This is a genomic window from Bacillus sp. LR_5, assembly GCF_042709275.1.
The window spans coordinates 24,256-43,901 of sequence record NZ_JAVAXX010000026.1; the positions used below are offsets into that span (position 1 = coordinate 24,256).

Sequence of the window (19,646 nt, forward strand, 5' to 3'; positions counted from 1 at the left end):
ATGCCCATGTTCACAATGGATGACCTGAACCAAATGGACATACAAACACTGACAGACACGCTTGGATCTATTTTTGAACATTCTTCATGGATTGCGGAGAAAGCCGCGGCATTGCGCCCGTTTTCTTCCCTTTCTGACCTTCACCACAAAATGGCCGGCATTGTAAAAGCAGCTGATCGCCGGACACAGCTGGATTTGATCAACAAGCACCCTCGTCTCGGAACAAAGAAAACAATGAGCGTTACCTCGGTAAGAGAGCAGCAAAACGCGGGGCTCAGCAAACTTGAACAAGAGGAATACGAGGAATTTCTCAAGCTGAATGAGCACTATTATGAACGCTTCGGCTTTCCTTTTATTTTAGCGGTAAAGGGAAAGACGAAACAGGACATTCACCAAGCCCTGCTGGAAAGGCTTGAGAACGAACGAGAAACGGAGTTCCAGCAGGCTCTTGAAGAAATTTACCGCATCGCCCGCTTTCGGCTGGCGGACATCATAACTGAAAAAGGAGAGACGCAAATGAAAAGAACCATGTCTTATGGCAAAGGAAATGTATTTGCATACCGAACGTTTTTAAAGCCGCTCACAGAAGTACGGCAAATCCCAGAGTCTTCTTTTACAGGGAGAGACAATACTGTTGTCGGCATTGATGTGACATGCGAAATTGGCGGAGATGCCTTTCTGCCATCATTTATAGACGGAGATAATACACTCGTCGTGGCTACAGACTCAATGAAAAACTTTATTCAGCGCCATCTCGCTTCCTATGAAGGGATGACAACCGAGGGATTCTTACACTATGTGGCTCACCGATTTTTAGATACCTATTCTCATATGGACACGATCACTTTGACAGGCGAAGACATTCCGTTTGAGGCGATGCCTGCATACGAGGAGCAAGAACTCGGCACAAGCCACCTCGTCTTTAGAAGATCACGCAATGAACGCGCCCGGTCTGTGCTGAAAGCGGAACGAACCGGGGATACAATAACGATCAAAGAGCAGTACAGCGAAATCATGGATCTTCAGCTCGTCAAGGTGAGCGGCAACTCCTTCGTTGGCTTTATCCGGGACGAATATACGACGCTCCCGGAGGACGGCAACCGCCCGCTGTTTGTCTATTTAAACATCAGCTGGCAGTATGAAAACACAGATGACGCACGTGCTACCGATCCCGCCCGCTACGTCGCGGCTGAGCAAGTTCGTGACTTGGCGAGCACCGTTTTTCACGAACTCGAAACCCCTTCAATTCAAAATTTAATCCATCATATCGGCTGCAGAATATTAACGACATTCCCGCAGCTCACTGATGTCAGCTTCCAATCTCAAAACCACACATGGGATACAGTCGTTGAAGAGATCCCAGGGTCCAAAGGAAAAGTCTACACCGAACCGCGCCCGCCATTCGGTTTCCAGCGCTTTACCGTGACAAGAGAAGACGCCGAGAAAGAAAAACAGAAAGCCGCTGAAGCATTAGGGAGCCTGAAGGCCTGATGGGAAAGCTGACAACCCATATCTTAGATTTAACCTGCGGCAAACCCGCGGCGAACGTAAAAATTGAATTGAAGCGGCTGGGCGAAGAGGTCATCCTTGTTAAAGAGACATTCACCAACAATGACGGCCGAGTCGATGCTCCGTTGCTGGCAGGGGAAGAGCTGGTGTCTGGAGAGTATGTGATGGAATTTCATGCAGGAGACTATTTTGCGAGTCAAAAAGTGAACACGCCCGATAAGCCGTTTTTAACCATTGTCACCGTCCGTTTTCAGCTTGCAAATCAAGATGCGAATTATCATATCCCGCTTTTGCTGTCGCCTTTTGGTTATCAGGTGTATAGGGGGAGTTAAGGAGGAAGCTCGCCGGTGAGGCGGGCTTTAATATGTTTAGGCGGCTGGCAATACTGCATAAATAAAAACCTTCTCTACTTGAGAAGGTTCCTGGTTTGAAAACAGTAAGAAGCAGTATGGGTCATACTACATGTTTGATTTCTGTTAAGCTTTATCCTTACTGTTTAATAGTTTTTGATTATGCGTATTCTGTCTAGCCTTTAAACAAAATATTCATTTTTTCTTATTTGGACTTAAATCTATGTCGAAAATGATCGTTAGCCATATCTTATACTATCCTCACTGAAGGAGGTGGCAATATGGGTTACTCTAACGGTTATGGTAGCTCCTTTGCTTTGATTGTAGTGCTATTCATTCTATTAATCATTGTTGGAGCATCTTTCTTTGGAGGTTATCCAGAAGGCGTTCCAATTTAACAGTATGTTATAAGCACCTCCCTGTTCGGGCTCGGGCTAGACGCCATAAGAAGTCTTTATGGCGTTTTGCTATGTCATTAACCAAATATTACAGAGTTTTCCGATTTATATGATTCATGAGTTTTTGCTGTGCTATCCAGCAACTCTTATACGATATGTATACCTTTCACTAACTCTTTCGAGAGCAATTATCATTCCTGGGGTGCAGCAGCATTTGAGATAGTGATTGATTATGCGTTCTCTCTTACACTTTTAGACAAAATATTCATTTTCTCTTTTTTAGACTTAAATCTATGTCGAAAATGATCGTTTGGCATATCTTATACTATCCTCACTAAAGGAGGTGGCAATATGGGTTACTCTAATGGTTATGGTAGCTCCTTCGCTTTAATCGTGGTGCTATTCATTTTGTTAATCATTGTTGGTACTTCTTTCTTTGGTGGTTTTTAAGCTTTAACTTTGCCTAGCACCTCCGTTTTATGAGCACCTCCCTGTTCGATAGACGCCATAAAAAATTTTTATGGCGTTTTGCTCGTTTATCTTACAAATGTTTCTTAATCAGAGAAATATAAACATTTGCTACAAATCTGCATCTTTAAAATATCCACAGTGTTCACCCTAATATGACCGCTTTGAAAATCTTTGTTCCCACTGGGTGAGTCCACAACGCTCCAGCAAGAGACCGGCAATTGATCCTTCGGCTGCTCTTTACATATATGACAATTCGAAAATAAATTGATTAGACTAATAAGCCCGGCTTTTAAAAACCGGACTCCCTTTTCCCGCAGCTCAACTCTTTTCTAATCCTGCAAGCAGACCGCATAATCCCGCCATACCCGGTGCAGCGGCACAAATTCCCCGCCAGCCCTTCTTCTATTTCTTCATCTGTGGGATGCGGGTTTTCCTCGAACAGCGCTTTGAGGGCAATCGTCATGCCAGGGGTACAGTAGCCGCATTGGAAGCCCCCTTCTTCCAGGAAAGCGGTTTGGCAGATATCCAGTTCTTCTTTTTGAAGTCCCTCGATGGTTGTAATGGAATGGCCGTCCACTTGATAAGCCATGGTCATGCACGCATTGGACAGCTTTCCGTCGATTAGGATGGAGCACGCTCCGCAGCGGCCGATTCCGCAGGACACCTTTGTCCCGGTCAGCTGAAATTCCATTCTAAGCAGGTCACTCAGACGTGTCGTAGGAACGGCTGCAACCTCCCGCTCCTGCCCATTCACGGTCATTCGGAACTGTTCCTTTTTTACAGGAAATGGTCCAGCTTCTTTTACGTCCATTGCTTCATCCCCTTTCTGTCTATCTCGTCAAGCAGCTCTTCTCTTGAAATCGGCAGCTTGTTTATCCAGCATCCGACCGCATCGTGCACTGCCTTTACAATCGCTGGGGTGATGGCAATCGTTCCGATTTCGCCTACACCGCGCGGGCCGTGGGAATCGCCTTCCATCAGCTCTTCTAACGCAGTCAGCTTCATTTCGGGAACATCCTTCACGCCGGGAATGATATACTGGTCGAGATTTTCCGCCGCATAACGGCCGTCCGTCATTTTAGCCTCCTCCATCAGCGTATAGCCGAGTGCCATAACAGCGCCGCCTTCGATTTGCCCTCGATAGCCCTGCGGACTGACAACCGGACCTGCCGCAATAGCGTGCTCACAATCTATCAATTTGACATCGCCTGTTAATAGATCAACCTCCACCTCAACAGCCGCCGCGCCAAATGAGTAGAGAAAATGGCCGCCTACCACAGGATCAGGCGTTGTCGGAAAATCGAATGCTGTTTCCTCTACCAAAGGGCCTTCTTCAGCCAGCTCTCTATACGTCACCACGAGCTTCTTTGAGTTTTGGTCACGCAAGCCCTCGGCACCAAGAATAAGGTTTTCCGCTGAACAGCCGCTCCATTCTGCCGCCCGTTTTTTCAGCTGAGAAAGAAACGGCTTCTTCAAACGCCGGATCGCGTGCCATACCATGCTTGTGCCGCGGGATGCTGTGGATGAGCCTGATTTTGGTACTATTGCGGTATCCCCAATGACAATGGAAATATCTTCCGCAGCACAGCCCAGCTCCTCGGTGACAATATGTTCGATTGCCGCTAGAATACCCTGTCCGCATTCTTCAAATCCGAACGAAGCCATAATTTTGCCGTCACTTGAAAGGGACAAACGGCCTCCTGCCGCATCCATTCGTCCATACCCCAGCCCGCCGCCGTGCATTGTGATTGCCGCTCCCGTGCCTCTCCGTATATACCCTGAGTTCTGGTGTTTTCTTGTAAGAATGGGAGATTCAGAAATGGCATTCAACACCTGCGCCGCTCCGTCAGTCGATGCAATCCGGTGCTCAAGCGGCCCCAAGTCATGCGGTTTTCTGATATTTTTTCTTCTCAGCTCCAGCGGGTCGATGCCGAGCATGCCGCTGAGACGATCTAGATGGGTTTCGAGGGCAAATGTGATTTGGTTGCCGCCAAAGCCCCGAAATTCACCCGCCACCCCGTTGTTCGTAAACACAGATATCCCTTCAGTCCGGATATTTGGAATACGGTAAGGCCCCGCGGCGTGCTCGACAGAAAAGTCAAGAACAGCCGGTCCGAGTGTAGCGTAAGCGCCTGTGTCCGCCACAATTTTCACATCATGAGCCAAAAGTTTCCCCGCATGATCCGCACCCGTTTTTATCGTAATCTTCATCGGATGGCGTTTAATGCCAGAACGTACAGATTCCTTTCTGGTCTGATGAATTTTGACGGGAAGTCCGCTTTTCAGTGCTAAAAGAGCGGCATACGGCTGGATATTCAGCTCATCCTTCCCGCCGAACGAGCCGCCCATCGGGCTCGACACAACCCTGATCTTTTCTTCAGAAATGTCAAAAATACGGGCAAGCTGGAAACGGTCTTTATAGCCATGCTGCGTTCCTGCATACATCGTAAAGCCCCCATTGTCTTCAGGAACGGCTACGCCTCCTTCCGTTTCCATATACGTATGCATCTGCCGCGGCAGCTCGTAGGTTTCTTCAAGGACCGTGCCAGATGCTTGAAATCCTTCTTCAACATCGCCGTGTGAAAAACATGCGCGATGCAGGATATTCCCGTCCTCGTGCAGTTTTTGCGCGTCCGGCCGAAGCGCTTTTTCTGGTGAATCAATGACCTCCAGTTCTTTATACTCAATACGAATCAGCTCCAGCGCCGCTTCCGCGATTTCCTCCGTTTCCGCAGCAACTGCGGCGACCGCATCTCCGACGTACCGTACCCTATCCGTACATAAAACCGGCTGATCAGGGATGACAATGCCAAATCGGTTTAAACCGGGAACGTCTTTATGAGTGACAACTGCCCGCACACCTTCCATTTCTTCAGCTTTCATGGTGCAAATCGACACGATCTCCGCATGAGGATAAGCGCTTCTCAGCACTTTGCCATACAGCATTCCTGGAAAGCTGAGGTCGGTCATATATTTCAGTTCCCCTGTGACCTTTCCTCTTCCATCCGGCCTGATTCTTGACGGTTTGTTGATCATCATTTATTCCCCTCCCTCAGCCATCAGCTCTGCCATGATGACGTTGGCAGCGGCTTTTTTTCTGTATGCCGCTGACATAAAAGCATCTGCGGCAAACGGCAGCTCACGGACAAGCGTTTCGTAAAGCTCGTGCGGATTCCACCCTGACGCCATCCATATCTCTTCGCTTTCCATTAATCTTTCCGGTGTAATATCGGCATGGCCAGCGGCGAGGCTAATGCCGCCGTCTTTCAAAAAACGTCCAGCTATAACCGCAACAGCTCCAGTAAAAGCCTGGCGCCTCCCAAGCTTGCGGTAAAACACTCGCTCTCCCTCCGCACGAGGGATGATGACACGCGTAACGATGGCAGTTTCAAAGTCTTCATCTATGAGCCAATCGCCAAGCGGTAGCCTCATCAGCTCCTTTTGGTACACGATAAGCTCAGCATCAAGCACAAGCAGGAGGGGAAGCAAATCCCCGATTTTACTCGCGATGTTGCCGCCAAGCGTGGCTCGGCTGCGGATTCCGGGTGCAGCAACAGCGGAAGCAGCTTCGCTGAAACAACCAAGCGCACTCTTAATTAGGGAGTTCTTTCTGCATTCACTCAGTGTTGTAAGCGCCCCGATCGACAGATGGGTGTCACTGGCGCTGATTCCTCTCATCTCGTTGATTCCTTCAAGACTGACGAGATGCTGTTTCGGAAGAATCCCTTTGTCCCACTGAAGCTGAAGCAGCGTGCTGCCCGAGACGGCACATACATCTGGGGCAAGCTGCTCCAAAAGTGAGTAGGCTTCATCGAGCGCTGCCGGCCTCCATAATTGAATATCCATCCTTGCTTTTGTCACTTGGCCATTCAAACCATCAACCTCCTCACCATGTCGTATTCCTCCGGTGTATCAATGTCTTTCAACTCCGAGCTTGCCTTTGCCTCCAAAACGGCTCCTGTTCCAAGCTGCCCGCTTTTCAAAAGACTGCGAGCCCCCTCATCTCCCTTTAACTCCTTTACATAAGGAAAACAAGCCGATGAGAAATAGATTGGCGGGGCGAACGCGCCTAAAGACGAAGACACGGCAAATGACTCAGGAGCCATTGCCACAAGGGCATTGAGATGATCAACGGAAAGCTGCGGCTGGTCGGCTAATAAAATGACAACCCCGTCCGCTCCCATGCTTTCTGCTTTTCTCACCCCGCTGCTGACTGAATGCCCTTGCCCTTTTTCAGCTTCTTGACAAACGTGCAGGCTCCAGCGTTTTCGAAAAGGCGGCGCGTGATATGGCGCTCCCATCCACTCATGGGAAGCACGTTCAGTTCTCTCGATGATCAGCACGTGATCAAGGCGGGACAAGAGAGCGGTTTTCAAAGAAAGCGATCCGATGGTTTCTCCCTTTAACGGCAAAGCCAGCTTGTTTTGCCCCATTCTTTTGCTTTTGCCGGCAGCGAGAAACACTCCGATCATATAGGGGTTTCTCATACAACCGCCAGCCGTTTTCTTGTTTGAATGATTTCCGCGACAACGCTGACGGCAATTTCCTCGGGGCCTTCCGCACCGATCTTCAGCCCGACCGGACTGTAAAAGTGAGCCGGCGGCTGTTTTTCATTCAGCAGCCGCTTCGTACGGTTTGCCGAACCCAACAGTCCGATATAATGAAGATTTTGAGAAAATAAGAAGTCGATGATCGCTTGATCGTGCTGAAAATGGTGGGTTGCCACAACAGCTGCATCATGCGGGTAAAACTGAAATTCACTCAGCATTTGTTCCGGAAAAGCAGTGATCAGCCGATCCGCTTTTGGGAATAGAGAGGATGTGCAATAAGCGGGGCGCCAATCTGTCACGATAACAGAAAACCCTGTATCAGCCGCCAAATTGGCAAGCGGCACAATATCCGGCCCTGCTCCAAACAGAATGAGACGCGGCTTCGGTTCAATTCGCCGAATAAACATGTTGGTTGATGAATCAAAATGCGGTAAATGAAGCGTTGAAGCGGTACGTTGAATGTCTTGCAGAGGCGCGTCCGGCCAGTTCCCAAATTGCCCGTTCTCCGACAGAAATATATAACGGGAGGAGTCGAGCTGCGTAACGGCTGTGACAGCTTTGCCTGAATGAAGGCAGTCCCTCACTCTTTCATAGTGCCGTCTTTTTTCCTGAGTGATTCGCTCCGCATGAATATGAATTATGCCGTTGCATCCGGCTCCCATGCCCCAGGAAAGATCGTCCTCCGCCCGCATGTCATATGGAATCAGCACTGACGTCAGCTGATCGCCCAGTTCACTAATTCTGTGGAGCAAATCTTCTTCCACACACCCGCCGCTCAGCAATCCGACCCGTTCGCCATTTTTCTTAAAGAGCATAGAAGCGCCTGCTTTTCGATACGATGAGCCTTCCACTTGAACAATTGTCGCAAGCACAGCCTCATCCTGATCTTCCAGGAGCGCATCTAACACCATGTGCAAATTTCCCAATGCTGCATCCCCCTCTCAAAAATCGCTGTAAGAAACAACAAGTTCAGCATGGTTTTATAGGTAACTTGTATAAAGAATAGATGATGGAAGGAGAAATGACTCATGCTTCGTCAGAAAATGCAACACAGAGAAAGAGGATTTGTAAAAAGAGTCAAACAAAGAAAAACAGATTGGAGAAAAAGCGAAATCGCATCACTAAAAAAGCTTGCGGCGTTCCGCAAGCTTTTCTTTATACCGCTGCCTGGCGGCCAGCGTTTTCATACACATCAAGGGCTGCCTGGAGGGCTTTTCCTGCTTCGATCCCTGCGCCATGTCTCAGCATCACAGCCTCTAACCCGGCAAGCACGAACAGCACGTTTTCTTTCCTGCAGCTGTAGCCCATCGTGCCAATTCTCCAGATCTTTCCCGCCAGCGGGCCGAATGAGCTGGCGATTTCGATGCCGAATTGCGCCAACAGCATGTGGCGGACAGACTCGCCGTCAATGCCGCCGGGGATTTCTACACAAGTGACAACAGGCATTTTGCAGCTGTCATCTCCAAACAGCTTCAGCCCCATTGCCCTAATCCCAGCTGCTAATGCGGTCTCATGGTGGCGATGCCGCTCAAAACGGGCTTCAAGACCTTCTTCAAGCACCAGCCTGACACCCTCACGCAAGGCGTACAGCATCGTCGTCGCTTCTGTATGATGATTGAGCCGTCTTTCGCTCCAATAATCCTCAAGCTGGCTCAAATCAAAATAATTGCTTGTGATTGGCCGGTTTCCCGAAAGCGTTGTCCTGTCAGCTTGTGTCGCAATCCCGCGCTCCACCTTTTTACGCGCCGCAATCACATCCGCCACCCGCTCATTATATGTAATCGGCGCCATTCCCGATGGAACAGACAAGCACTTTTGTGTGCCGCCGATAGCCGCGTCAATCTTCCAATCATCGACTTTAACCTCGCAGCCGCCAATCGTCGCAACTGCATCGACAATAAACAATGCATCCTCGGCTCGGCAGGCTTCGCCGATGGCTTTTAGCGGGTGAATCCGCCCTGTCGATGTTTCCCCATGCACCATTGCCACAATTTTCGGCTTCACTTTTTTCATTTCCCGTATGATGTCATCCGGGTCAAAAACCGTTCCCCATTCACACTCAAGCGTATGAACATTCGCCCCATACCGCTCGGCAATTTCAGTCAGCAAATAACCGAAGCGGCCATAAATTGGAATAAGCACATCATCTTCCGGCTCAATCACACTCGCCAGCACCGCTTCGATTCCCGCCCGTGAAGTACCGTCAATCGGATATGCCCAGCGGTTTTTCGTTTGGAACAGCTCCCGAAGCATCTCCATTGTTTCATTCATGATACCGGTAAACGCTGGATCAAATTGCCCAACAATCGGGGTACTCATCACTCTTAATACACGCGGATCAACCTCAACAGGACCCGGCGTCATAATCGTTCTTAACGGGGTACATAATTCTTTTCTGCCTGACACAGCCATTCCTCCTTTATCAATAAGCCAGTTTGTATAATAAATCAGTCAATGCGCGGACGCCGATCTCAAGCTGTCTGGCTGAAGTATATTCCTTCGGAGAGTGGCTGATGCCGCCGCGGCTTGGCACAAACAGCATACAAGCCGGATAGCACCTTCCGATCATTTGTGCATCATGCCCTGCTCCGCTCACCATTTCTTCACAGCTGATCCCGTTTTCTGCCGCTGTCTCAAAAGCCGCAGCCTTTAGCCTTTCGTCCATCGGCACAGGCTCTATCCGCATATATTCATCAATCATGGCGCGAATTCCTTTTTGATGGCAAATGCCGTTGATCAAAGCAGCCATATCTTCATGAAATTGCTCCAGCACGTGCTGATGCTGATGGCGAATATCGATTGAAAACTGCACGCGGCCCGGTATGACATTGGCTACATTGGGCTCTGCCGTTATCTTTCCGCATGTCAGGCGAAGCTCATCCGGCTGCTCTTCCGACCGCAGCAGCAGTTCATGAATGATGCGGCTGCTGGCTGCAAGAGGGTCCTTGCGCCATTTCATGGAGGTGGTTCCCGCGTGATTGCATTCCCCCTCCAGCGTGACGAGATATCGCCTCTGCCCCGCAATACTTGTCACAATGCCGAGATCCCGTCCTGACATTTCCAATGTCTTCCCCTGTTCAATATGAAGCTCAACAAAAGCACTGATATCTGTCCTATACGCTGACTGAAACACGCCTTTGCCAAAGCCGTTCTCATACATCGCAGATTGCAGTGAAACTCCTGATTCGTCTCTCGGTTCTCCCGCATCCTGTACTGAAAAAACGCCTGTCATATTCCCCGATCCCCAATAGGTCATCGGGAAACGGCTCCCCTCCTCCTCACATAAGGAGACCGCTTCGAGTGTTTTTTTCGGCGCTCCGTACGTTTCTTTGAGCTGCTTGATCGCCAGCATGGCCGCAAGAACGCCGTAAGCGCCGTCATACTTTCCCCCATTGATGACAGTATCGATATGTGAACCGGTTACAATCACTTCATCCGGAGACTGGGTGCCCGAAAGCCTTCCAAAAACATTGCCGACATCGTCGAATCTTGTTTCAAGCCCGAATGAAGACATTTCCGTTTTGACTGCGAGCTGCGCGTCCATCCACTCTTTTGTATACAAAAGCCTCGTTACGCCGCCGTCCGCAGATGCGCCGTATTGGGCGAGCCATTCAATATAATCTGTGATGCTGTTTTTGACTGATAGCTTCTGCTTTTCCATGTACTCCCCCCTCTGGCCGTTATGGTGACTTCATTATAGAAGGAGGAACTCGATAGTTCATTGACAGAATAACCAAAAAAACGTTTATTTTTTAGTCACAGTATCTATCCAGCACCATAGCAACCAGAAACCTCCCTACCTCGCAGTGCCATTTTCATGTAAAGTCAAAAGAAAACACAGTAAGGGAGAGAGCCAAAATGCAACAATGGATTAAAGACACAGCAAGAGGAAAAGGGGGTCAAAACACCTTTCATATGAACAAGCCAAGCTTGCGGGAGAAGCGATGTTTTCCGGTAAAGCAAGCGATGTGCAAATCGCGGCATTTCTGATCGCAGAACGGATCAAAACAGAAACGTCGGACGAAGCAGCAGTGGATCAAATAATGAGCCAGGCCGGACAGGCAGAAAAAATCAAGGCGATTCTCAGCGGCAGCGAGGAAGCCGGATTAGACTATGAAAGAAAGCAAGTCATCATGAATGCGGGACTGCGTTACTATTTATTCGGACATACCACATCAATTGAAGAAGGAACAGACCTTGCCAAATCTCAGCTGAAGCAAAAACGGGGCCTAAAGATATTGGAACAGTGGATATCTGCCTCCTCCAAAGGAACTAATTTACAATTTTAAAGAAAAATATACAAAATGACACTTCTATCCTTGATTTCATTTTTAGATAATAGACATGATCTGATAAAAGGAGGGCAAGTGATGACAAAAAGAACAAGGTTTCTGCCGCTCGTCTGTGTATTACTGATTTCCGGATGGTTTGCGCCCGCCGCATCAGCAAGCCCGCAAACCGCATTGAGTCTGAATGACCGATTAGCGTCTTCCCCTTCAGGAACCGTGGGCCTTCTCTCATTAGCCGCTCCCGCTGCACCCTACACTGACACAGATACCTATTATGAAGGGGCTGAAGGAAAAACAGGAGAATCGCTAAAAAGCGCTCTGCACCGCATCGTTAGCGGACACACGATGCTGTCCTACAGCGAAGTATGGAACGCGCTGAAAGAAACCGATGAAGATCCGGCAAACCCGAATAACGTCATCCTGCTCTATACGAATGAATCGCGGTCGAAAAACCTGAACGGCGGCAATATCGGCGATTGGAACCGCGAGCATGTCTGGGCGAAATCTCATGGCAATTTTGGTACAAGCAAGGGACCTGGCACCGACATTCACCATTTGCGCCCGGCTGACGTTCAAGTCAACAGCGCCAGAGGAAATATGGATTTTGACAACGGCGGCACTGAATATGCAAAAGCGCCGGGAAATTATTATGATGGAGATTCATGGGAGCCTCGCGATGATGTAAAAGGCGATGTGGCGCGCATGCTGTTTTACATGGCTGTCCGTTACGAAGGTGATGACGGCTACCCTGACCTTGAGCTTAATGATAAAACAGGCAACGGCTCAGCCCCTTATCACGGAAAACAATCTGTCCTGCTTGAATGGAATAGGCAGGACCCGGTTGATGACCGCGAGAGAAAAAGAAATGAAATCATTTATGAGAAATATCAGCATAACCGCAATCCATTTATTGACCACCCTGAATGGGCTGACGACATTTGGCCGTAAGAAAAAGGTGCTCCTGTTTAGGAGCACCTTTTCTAATACACAGCCTCTTCTGTCTCCGCATCGAAAAAGACGGCGTGACCCATTTTCACTGCCAGCTGGATCAGATCGCCTGCGGCGATTCGCGTGTTTCCGTCCAGGCGGACCGTGAGCCGCTCGCCCCCAGACGTGACATGTACAATTTGCTCTGATCCCAGATTTTCATTCACTTCCACCTTCGCTTTAAACACTGAATCAAACAGCTGATCATTTTCAGTCATATGTGTGATATGCTCCGGCCGGACGCCGGCAATCATCTGCTCGCCGGCATATCCCTTTTCTTTAAGCCGCTTCGCTTTTTCTTCAGGAATATGAAGCCGGATCGAAGGGTTTGTGAAAAACAGCTCGCCATGGTGCTCTTCAATGGCGCCTGTCAGAAAGTTCATTCCGGGAGAGCCGATGAAGCCTGCGACAAACAGATTTGCCGGGTAATGATAAATGTCATGAGGTTTCGCCACCTGCTGGATTTCCCCATCATTCATCACGACAATCCGATCGCCCATTGTCATCGCTTCGGTCTGGTCATGCGTGACATAAATGATGGTTGCCTCTAAACGCTGGTGCAGCTTGCTGATTTCTGTCCGCATCGTCACTCTCAGTTTTGCATCCAGATTGGAAAGCGGCTCGTCCATTAAAAAGACCTTCGGCTCCCTTACAATCGATCTGCCAAGCGCCACCCGTTGCCGCTGTCCGCCAGAGAGCGCCTTCGGTTTTCTCTTCAGCAAATGTTCAATCTCTAAAATTCTAGCTGCCGCATGAACCCGCTCAGCAATTTCCTGTTTCGCCATCTTTCTAAGTTTTAATCCGAACGCCATATTATCAAATACCGTCATATGCGGATAGAGCGCATAGTTTTGGAATACCATCGCAATATCACGTTCTTTCGGCGGGAGATCATTGACCCGTTCCCCATCAATGAGGAGGTTTCCTTCAGAGATGCTTTCCAGCCCCGCCACCATACGCAGCGTTGTCGATTTTCCGCATCCTGACGGCCCCACCAGCACCAAAAGCTCCTTATCCTTTACATCTAAATCAAAGTCCTTCACCGTTAATTGGGAGTGATATGATTTTTTGACATGTTCAAATGATAATGCAGCCATCAGAAATTCCCCCTATCTTTTGATCTGTTATTTCGTCACTGGAAACAACTTGGTCTTTCTGTTATTTTTAGAGTAATCGATTCCTATTTTTGCTATATTTCTAAAATAAAAAATGTAAATTTGTATTATAACGTCATAATACATTATAATATGAATAATAGGTTAAAAGGAGGCTACTCTTTGTTAAACAACGGAAGTTCTACACCTTTATACATTCAGCTAAAACAAATCATCACTGATGACATCAAAAAGGGCGTGTATTCCCCAACCGCCAAGCTGCCTACTGAAAACGAGCTTTGCAGCAAGTATAATGTCAGCCGCATTACCGTCAGGAAAGCCATTCTCGATTTAGTTGAAGAAGGCTATCTGATCCGGCAGCAAGGAAAGGGAACGTTCGTTAAAAGCCCTAAATTAAAACGAGAGCTGATTGCAGTAAACGGCTACTCGGAATTTATGGAATCAACCGGCAAAAAACCGAAGCATCAGGTGCTGTCCCATGAGATCATTCCGGCGGCAAAACCCATTGCCGAAAAGCTGCAAATCAATCCCGAGAGCCCTGTCGTTGAATTAAAACGGATTTTATATAACGATGATCAGCCGCTCACCTTTGAAGTGACACATTATCCGCTGGATTTGTTTCCCGGCATTGATACCTTTATTGCTGACGGCGTATCCATGCATGATATTTTGCGACAGCAATACCAAGTTGTGCCCACACACAATACGAAGCTATTAAATGTTGTATATGCCCAGCAGGAGGAAAGCAAATACCTGGATTGCGATATAGGGGATGCGCTATTTGAAATCGATAAAACGGCTTTTACATCAAACGACCAGCCAATCTACTGCTCATTGTTTTTGATGCACACAAACCGTGTTACTTTTACCATCAACAGCCCCTACACATAACAGGCATAAAAAACGAGACACTGCTTATAGTATTCTCGTTTTTTCACTGCTTCCCCCATCCTCCAAGCGAAAAGGATGGCCATAGCCGAAAGCCCCGTACACGCCGCATGTTTTTGCAGCCGTTTCCGCCGCTTTGCCCAAAGCATGCATTATGTCCTGCTTCTCGCAAAAAGCAGTCAAGAAACCCGCTATAAATGAATCTCCCGCTCCAAGTGTATCTATTATATCAGTTTCCACAATCGGCTGATGATAGATTCGGTCACCCGCAGACAAGATCGCCCCTTGGCCCCCGCGGGTCATACATACGACTTTCGCTCCATACTTATGAGCTTTTTCAGCAAGCTCGCCGCACTCTGACTCACTCAAATCGCTGCCTGAAAAAAACGCATACGTCACATAAGGACAGACCTTCCTCAAATAATTATCCTCCCGATTGGTTGAAAAATCAAAGGAGACCGGGATCAGGCCGCACAGCTGCGGAAGATCGTTCTCAAGTCTGCTGTACACACTGGTATGCAGCAGATCATGTCCGCTGATAAAGGATACATCTTTCTCCTGAAACACAAGACGGAGCCGGGACTGAATACCGCCTTTATTTGATCTGACAAAAATACGGTCCCCCTGTTCATCAAGGGTGACAATCGCCATTCCGTTTTCTCCGTGCGCCTGGCGAATATAATCCGCATTGACCTTCTCCAATTTCAGTACGTTCAAAAGATGTGCCGCGGCTTCGTCATTGCCGACGATTCCGATATAGGAAGCCTCGTGCCCGAGCCGTTTGGCAAGCACTGCGACGTTTAAGGCATTTCCTCCCGGGTAGAACGTTTCTTGGTCCTGATAGTAATCTACAACGTTATCTCCAACCGCAATCAATTTCATTGTGCTTCCTCCTTTATCCTTTTACACTTCCGCTTGCAATTCCGCGGACAAAGTATTTCTGCATAAATAAAAATAGAATAATAATGGGCGCAGCCGAAATCGTTAATCCCGCCAGCAGGACGCCCCAGTCTGTCTGCAGTGCGTCTCTGAACTGCATCAGCCCGGCTGGAATGGTCCGCAAACTCTCATCATCTATGAAAATAATCGCAAACATAAACTCATTCCACGTATGGTAAGCCGTCAAAATGCCGGATGTCACCAAAATCGGCACGCTCATTGGTAAGAAAATTCTGAAAAATACCCCGAAACTCGTACAGCCATCTAAATAAGCCGCCTCCTCCAATTCTTTGGAAATAGAGAGAAAATAAGAGCGGATCAAAATGATGGTGAACGGGATCCGGTAAGCAGCATACGGCAGGATTAACGCCCAATACGTATTGTAAAGGCCCAGCGACTGAATAATAGAATAAAGCGGCACAAGACTGACCTGCGGCGTCAGCATCAAACCGCCAAGACAAAGCACCAAAAAGAATCCTTTTCCTTTAAACTCAAACCGGGAAAGGCCGTACGCCGCCCATGCACTGATAAAGACGGTGATCACACACGTAAGCGACGTGACGATGACACTGTTCATAAAATAAGAAGAAATCCCCTGATTCCAGGCGGACACAAAATTTTCCGGATGCCACGAAGACGGCAGCGACCAGCTATGTTCAAAAATATCGTCCGAGTTTTTAAAGGCGCTCATCACCATCCATAGAAGCGGATAGGCGATCGCAATCAGATAAAGAAACAGAAAAACCCACACAGACGTTTCTCCGATGTACCATTTTCGTCTAGGCTTTCTTTTCATCTCAATGTGCCGGTCAGGCACAGGCTCCAATCTGAACGAATCTGTCTTCTTCTGAGGCAGCATCTGTTACTCCTCCTTTCCAGTTTTAAAGAACTTCATTTGCATGAGCGACAATGCGAGCGTAATGATTAACACAACTGTGGCAATCGCTGAGGCATAGCCCATCATATCCTTTGTAAAGGCGCTTTTATATAAAAACGTGCTTAAAACTTCTGAAGCGTTTCCCGGCCCGCCGCCTGTCAATATGTACGGTTCATTAAATACCGTAAAGGCGCCGGTCAGCGTCATGACCACCGCAACAAAAGACATCTCTTTCGTCTGGGGAACGGTAATATGAAAAAACTGCTGAATTTTCCCCGCGCCGTCAAGCCTGGCCGCTTCATACAGTTCATCCGGTATTTTTTGAATCGACACAATGTACAGCATCGCAATATAACCGACAGATTGCCATTGAGACACAAAAATAACAGAAAGCATAGCCGTGCTGTCCTCCCCGAGCCAGGCTCTCGTCAGCTGATCAAGACCGACCGCCTGAAGCAGCTGATTCAAAAGCCCCGTCTCAGGGTTGTAAATAAAATCAAACAAAAGCGCGATCACCGTCATTGAGATGACAACCGGCAAAAAGAAAACAGTACGAAAAAACGGCGACCATTTTCTGACCAGCTTATCCTCAAGCACCGCCGCCAAAATCAAACCGCCAAATACCTGGCATACAATTGAGATCACTGCGTAAAGCACATTATTGGTAAGTGCCTGATAGAAGACAGGATCATGAAATAATTCAACATAGTTTTTCAATCCGATAAACGTTTTTTCCGGAGAAAAAGAGCTCCACTGAAACAGGCTGAGGAAGACATTCTCAAAAATCGGGATATAAACAAAAAGTAAAAAAACGAGAGCGGGCACCAAAAACAAATAGGGGATTATTTTATTCTGATTGACCAAGGATATCTCATCTCCTTTATAAAAAGAAAAGGTGCGAAGTTTCACCTTTTCTTTGATTTATTCAGCTGACGCTCTCATTTGCTTCGCTGCTTTTTGAACAGCTTTCATCACCTGCTCCGGTGTCATGTCGCCGCCAAGCATTTGCTGGACGCTCGTTAAGTACGCATCTGCGATTTCAACATCGACATCCATATCAAACCATGGAACCATTGATTTGGCATCAACAATTTGCTGAACCGCTTCACGCTGAATGGCTGTAGAATTTTCTTCGGTAGCCGTTCCTTGCACCGCGCTGTATTTCCCGACATCTTTGACGAGCTTTTCACCCATTTTTTTCGACGTCAGAAACTGCAAAAATTCCATCGCTTCCTTCGGATGTTTTGTTTTTGAGGCAATCATGAACCCTTCCGGCGCTCCCGTTAACGCTTCTGATGATCCTTTTTGCCCGCTGATTTCAGGGAATGGGAACATCCCTAGATTCACCGGTTCAACCAGCTTGATTTCCGCTGTTTCTGCATATATCATCGCCGACTTTCCGCTCTTAAATTGCTGTCTTACATATTCGTGGTCGACGGAGTTTACATGTTTATTGAAGTAAGGCATCAGCTCCTGAAGCTTTTCAAGTGCTTTTACATAGCCTTCATCAGTAAATTCACCCGTTTTGGCGTTATAGTCCTTTTCCCGTGTTTTTTCATCGACCATCCGCTGATTGAGCGTGCCGATATAGTGCGAGATTGTCCACGTCGCCTTTGTTCCGAAGCTAATTGGTGTGTAGCCATTTTCTTTCAGCTTCTTTGACACATCGATTAATTCATCCCATGTCTTCGGAGGATCAAGGTTCAGCTTTTTAAAAATGTCTTTATTATAAAAGAATGATTTAGCGTCCATTTGCCATGGCACGCCATATTGCTTGTTTTCATAAGTAAATGGTGTAACTTGCGATTGAACGAGCTGTGATGACCAATCTGTATCACTTTCGTAGTAGGACGAAAGATCAAGTGCCTTATTGCCTCTGATGAATTTAAAAGCAAACTCGTCACTCCAAGAGAAGTAAATGTCAGGAGGGCTGGTGGTTCCCAGCATGACCTTAATTTTATCTTTATAAGAGTCATTCAAAACGGCTTCAATTTGAATGTCGATATCCGGATGTTCTTTTTCAAATTCCTTAACAACCTCTTCAAAATAACTTTTTTCCGGCTCCTTCGGCCATCTGTGGAAAAATTTCAATGTCACCTTTCCGTCCGATGAACTGCCCTGGCTCGAACAGCCCGCAATGGTGAGCATACTGACAGCTGCAATGATCAAAAACAACAACATTTTCTTCAAAGGGTTGGCCTCCTCTGGACATTAGACTATAATGTTATATAACATTATAGTCTAATGCATAATGGTTCCTCAGTTTCAGATCAATACTCAACTTTCCACATGTATCTTCTATGAGATAAAGGATGATTTCTCGCCTCTGCCAGCTCATCCGCATAGCTTCTCAGTACACGGTTGAGAACGAGCGGAGCAAGGTAGCCTTTAACTGAATCGTCAATTGCAGTGAAGTCGTAAGATGCGGCATCAAGCACTGTGAGCTTTTTGCCATACTTTTTCGAGAAGGTAAGCGCCCGCTCTTCAAGAGGTCTAGTTTCATCTAAACCGAGCAGGATGATAAACGGCACGGATTCATCAATAATTTCAAATGGTCCGTGAAAATATTCTCCGGCATGAATGGCGTGGGAATGAATCCATTGCATTTCCATGAGAATGCAGATGCTGTAGGAGTAAGCGACACCGTAGTTTGCACCGCTTGCCATTGTATAAATAATGCTTTCTTTTTCATGAGCTTTTGCGAATTGCTGTGCGTTGTCAGCTTCCTGCTTAAGGGCTTCTTCATACACAGCCTGCAATTGATCTAAACCTTCAATTGCTTGTTCAAATTTCGTATTGTTTTCTAATACTTGCAGGGTGCCGAAAACGATTTGATACAGAACGCCATAGTTCGTATTGATCGCAAGCGCCTCGTCACCCCAATCGTACTGGGCAACATATTGTGCTTCCTGCGCTAAAGGAGACTCTGGTTTATACGTCATCGCAATCGTAAGTGCGCCTTTGCCCCTTGCAAACGCAGCGGCTTTGACTGTTTCCGGGGTATTTCCCGAATGCGAGCACAAAATAACAAGAGACTTTTCACCAAGCTGAACAGGGTTGCGCTGAATAAATTCATTAGAGCTGTAAAGGTCGGAGTTGATTGATTTTGACTCCCTGTCAAACACATATTTACTCGGATACATAATGGCCGAAGACCCTCCGCATGCGACAAAGAATACATGGTCAATGGTTTTCCCTTTCAAATCCTGCAAGAAAGCTTGAACCTCACGATTTACTTTTGCTGTGGCCTGACTCAAATCCTTCACTCCTCAT

At 47.5% G+C, this 19,646-nt stretch carries 19 protein-coding genes and 1 pseudogene; 7 read left to right on the plus strand and 13 right to left on the minus strand.

The genetic code is table 11. From position 1 onward, the window contains the following. Positions 1 to 6: 6 nt before the first annotated feature. From pucL to RAC86_RS08490, 4 genes are all read left to right on the plus strand, one after another. On the plus strand, positions 7 to 1,491 hold the full coding sequence (pucL, locus tag RAC86_RS08475; protein ID WP_072565222.1) for a factor-independent urate hydroxylase: 1,485 nt from the start codon (positions 7 to 9) through the stop codon (positions 1,489 to 1,491). Then, entirely contained in the window at positions 1,491 to 1,841 is a 351-nt protein-coding gene (uraH, locus tag RAC86_RS08480; protein ID WP_072565223.1) for a hydroxyisourate hydrolase, read from the plus strand. Before pucL ends, uraH begins: the two co-directional genes overlap by 1 nt. Before the next feature lie 299 nt (positions 1,842 to 2,140). Next, positions 2,141 to 2,257, plus strand: a complete 117-nt coding sequence (locus RAC86_RS08485) for a YjcZ family sporulation protein (protein WP_003240909.1) — start codon at positions 2,141 to 2,143, stop codon at positions 2,255 to 2,257. Positions 2,258 to 2,608: 351 nt separating this feature from the next. Further along, positions 2,609 to 2,707, plus strand: a complete 99-nt coding sequence (locus tag RAC86_RS08490) for a YjcZ family sporulation protein (RefSeq protein WP_003222857.1) — start codon at positions 2,609 to 2,611, stop codon at positions 2,705 to 2,707. Positions 2,708 to 3,017: 310 nt separating this feature from the next. Here the strand turns inward: RAC86_RS08490 and pucE are convergent, their stop codons facing one another. From pucE to allC, 7 genes are all read right to left on the minus strand, one after another. Then, the gene (gene pucE / locus RAC86_RS08495; protein WP_072565224.1) at positions 3,018 to 3,539 is read right to left on the minus strand and encodes a xanthine dehydrogenase subunit E; all 522 of its coding nucleotides are present in this window, start codon (positions 3,537 to 3,539) and stop codon (positions 3,018 to 3,020) included. Continuing rightward, positions 3,530 to 5,767 (minus strand): xanthine dehydrogenase subunit D, encoded by a 2,238-nt coding sequence (gene pucD / locus RAC86_RS08500; protein ID WP_072565225.1) that lies wholly within the window; start codon positions 5,765 to 5,767, stop codon positions 3,530 to 3,532. Before pucD ends, pucE begins: the two co-directional genes overlap by 10 nt. After that, positions 5,768 to 6,601 carry a xanthine dehydrogenase subunit C gene (gene pucC, locus RAC86_RS08505; RefSeq protein WP_072565226.1) on the minus strand — a complete coding sequence of 278 codons (834 nt, stop codon included), beginning with the start codon at positions 6,599 to 6,601 and terminating at the stop codon, positions 5,768 to 5,770. After that, positions 6,598 to 7,215, minus strand: coding sequence for a xanthine dehydrogenase accessory protein PucB (gene pucB, locus RAC86_RS08510; protein WP_041521062.1), 618 nt, complete (start codon positions 7,213 to 7,215; stop codon positions 6,598 to 6,600). Before pucB ends, pucC begins: the two co-directional genes overlap by 4 nt. Further along, complete coding sequence (locus RAC86_RS08515; protein ID WP_072565227.1) at positions 7,212 to 8,204, minus strand: XdhC family protein; 993 nt, start codon at positions 8,202 to 8,204, stop codon at positions 7,212 to 7,214. Before RAC86_RS08515 ends, pucB begins: the two co-directional genes overlap by 4 nt. Before the next feature lie 229 nt (positions 8,205 to 8,433). Then, complete coding sequence (gene pucG / locus RAC86_RS08520; RefSeq protein WP_072565228.1) at positions 8,434 to 9,684, minus strand: (S)-ureidoglycine--glyoxylate transaminase; 1,251 nt, start codon at positions 9,682 to 9,684, stop codon at positions 8,434 to 8,436. Between the two features lie 16 nt (positions 9,685 to 9,700). Next, complete coding sequence (gene allC / locus RAC86_RS08525; RefSeq protein ID WP_072565229.1) at positions 9,701 to 10,939, minus strand: allantoate deiminase; 1,239 nt, start codon at positions 10,937 to 10,939, stop codon at positions 9,701 to 9,703. A 556-nt stretch (positions 10,940 to 11,495) separates the two neighbouring features. On the opposite strand from allC, the pseudogene RAC86_RS08530 reads away from it, so the two are divergent. After that, positions 11,496 to 11,567 (plus strand): annotated as a pseudogene (locus RAC86_RS08530) (hypothetical protein); the annotation flags it as partial. Between the two features lie 81 nt (positions 11,568 to 11,648). Further along, on the plus strand, positions 11,649 to 12,515 hold the full coding sequence (locus tag RAC86_RS08535) for an endonuclease I family protein (protein ID WP_072565230.1): 867 nt from the start codon (positions 11,649 to 11,651) through the stop codon (positions 12,513 to 12,515). Between the two features lie 32 nt (positions 12,516 to 12,547). On the opposite strand, the gene RAC86_RS08540 is transcribed toward RAC86_RS08535, so the two are convergent. Continuing rightward, entirely contained in the window at positions 12,548 to 13,651 is a 1,104-nt protein-coding gene (locus tag RAC86_RS08540) for an ABC transporter ATP-binding protein (protein WP_072565231.1), read from the minus strand. A gap of 180 nt (positions 13,652 to 13,831) precedes the next feature. On the opposite strand from RAC86_RS08540, the gene frlR reads away from it, so the two are divergent. After that, entirely contained in the window at positions 13,832 to 14,560 is a 729-nt protein-coding gene (gene frlR, locus RAC86_RS08545) for a transcriptional regulator FrlR (protein WP_061187989.1), read from the plus strand. Positions 14,561 to 14,584: 24 nt separating this feature from the next. Here frlR and RAC86_RS08550 read toward each other — a convergent pair whose 3' ends face one another. From RAC86_RS08550 to frlB, 5 genes are all read right to left on the minus strand, one after another. After that, positions 14,585 to 15,439, minus strand: coding sequence for a fructoselysine 6-kinase (locus RAC86_RS08550; protein WP_014115069.1), 855 nt, complete (start codon positions 15,437 to 15,439; stop codon positions 14,585 to 14,587). Between the two features lie 13 nt (positions 15,440 to 15,452). Continuing rightward, complete coding sequence (locus RAC86_RS08555) at positions 15,453 to 16,355, minus strand: carbohydrate ABC transporter permease (RefSeq protein WP_072565233.1); 903 nt, start codon at positions 16,353 to 16,355, stop codon at positions 15,453 to 15,455. Positions 16,356 to 16,358: 3 nt separating this feature from the next. Further along, positions 16,359 to 17,237 carry a carbohydrate ABC transporter permease gene (locus RAC86_RS08560; RefSeq protein WP_003222831.1) on the minus strand — a complete coding sequence of 293 codons (879 nt, stop codon included), beginning with the start codon at positions 17,235 to 17,237 and terminating at the stop codon, positions 16,359 to 16,361. Between the two features lie 57 nt (positions 17,238 to 17,294). Next, positions 17,295 to 18,563 (minus strand): ABC transporter substrate-binding protein, encoded by a 1,269-nt coding sequence (locus tag RAC86_RS08565; protein WP_072565234.1) that lies wholly within the window; start codon positions 18,561 to 18,563, stop codon positions 17,295 to 17,297. An 80-nt stretch (positions 18,564 to 18,643) separates the two neighbouring features. Beyond that, positions 18,644 to 19,630: a fructosamine deglycase FrlB gene (gene frlB / locus RAC86_RS08570; RefSeq protein ID WP_061187984.1), complete on the minus strand. Its 987-nt coding sequence runs from the start codon at positions 19,628 to 19,630 to the stop codon at positions 18,644 to 18,646. Positions 19,631 to 19,646 lie beyond the last annotated feature (16 nt).